The 1,107-nt window shown below is 34.1% G+C and carries 3 protein-coding genes; 2 read left to right on the top strand and 1 reads right to left on the bottom strand.

The features are described from left to right. Positions 1 to 278: hypothetical protein (locus AC29Z1_RS17775; protein WP_488272763.1), on the top strand; the 278-nt coding region annotated here is incomplete at its 5' end. Here the strand turns inward: AC29Z1_RS17775 and AC29Z1_RS17770 are convergent. Continuing rightward, positions 275 to 532 carry a putative Se/S carrier protein gene (locus AC29Z1_RS17770; RefSeq protein ID WP_011025890.1) on the bottom strand — a complete coding sequence of 86 codons (258 nt, stop codon included), beginning with the start codon at positions 530 to 532 and terminating at the stop codon, positions 275 to 277. The genes AC29Z1_RS17775 and AC29Z1_RS17770 overlap by 4 nt on opposite strands. A 125-nt stretch (positions 533 to 657) precedes the next feature. On the opposite strand from AC29Z1_RS17770, the gene AC29Z1_RS17765 reads away from it, so the two are divergent. After that, positions 658 to 1,107: CAP domain-containing protein (locus tag AC29Z1_RS17765; RefSeq protein ID WP_488272762.1), on the top strand; the 450-nt coding region annotated here is incomplete at its 3' end.

Below are 1,107 nucleotides of genomic sequence, written 5' to 3'. Positions count from 1 at the left end.
TAAACAGAAAAAATGCCGAAATTGCAATGAAAAACAAAAACATCTTTGAACTTCAGGAGCTTTTAAAGCAAGCAAATGAGGAAAAAGCAAAGATATCTCTTAAAGCAGACAATTACAATACAATGGTAAACAGATTGATGAGAGAAAATGAAAACCTAAAAAGGCAGATAAAGGACTTACAGAATCAAGTACTAATTTTAAACTCCAAGCTAGAAAGCATTAAAAATGCCACTACATTTCAAAAAATAAAAAGCCTCTTCATAAAAGAAGAGGACTAAACCACTTTTACTATTTTATACCCCGCCGGTATTTTTTCCACTTCGTATATTCCCTTGTATGGAACATTAATTCTCTGTAATAAATTTTGCACCACTTTTAAAGACTCAAGCCCAAATTTGAGAGAATGACTGCACCCTTCTGAAATGCTTCTTGGCGTAGGAACAAATTCTACAGCAATATTGTGCCTTTTTAATACTCTCTCTGCCATAAGCCCATGCTGATAGGAATAAAACACGATCAACCCGTATTTCACACATACCACCTCAGAACCAGTATATTCTACACCTCCCTCAGTTGATACAATGTTCCTTCATGTCCATAAATTACTTAAAGGAATTTACAGCTTTCTGTAGAATATATTGATTTGAGGTGGTGTACATGAAAACAAAATCAACAATAGCACTAGTTTTAGCAGCAATTTCACTTTTTTCTTTTAATTCTGCTGACGCTTCAATCTTTTACTCTTATGGCTATTTTTCAAAAAACAATTTAATAAGACCTTCTGCTCTTATAACAGTAAGACAGCCTGTCTCCTTAAACAAAAAAATAGCTTCATACACACCTTCCTCCAGTATCATAAATAGTAATACAGCGAATCCAAGTAACACTTCACAAATTCAAACAAGTGCAGTACTTTCACAGGAGGAAAAAACTTTAGTAGAACTGGTGAATAAAGAAAGAAAAAAAAACAACCTCTTGCCATTACAGGTAGATGAAAATCTGTGCAAAGTTGCTAGACTAAAAGCTGAAGACATGCGGGACAACGACTACTTTTCTCACATTTCTCCAAATTACGGCTCTCCTTTTGACATGCTCAAAAAATTTGGA

The organism is Sporomusa sp., assembly GCF_057736855.1.
The sequence above is the reverse complement of the archived record's forward strand: the minus strand, read 5'-3'. Positions and strand labels throughout refer to the sequence as shown.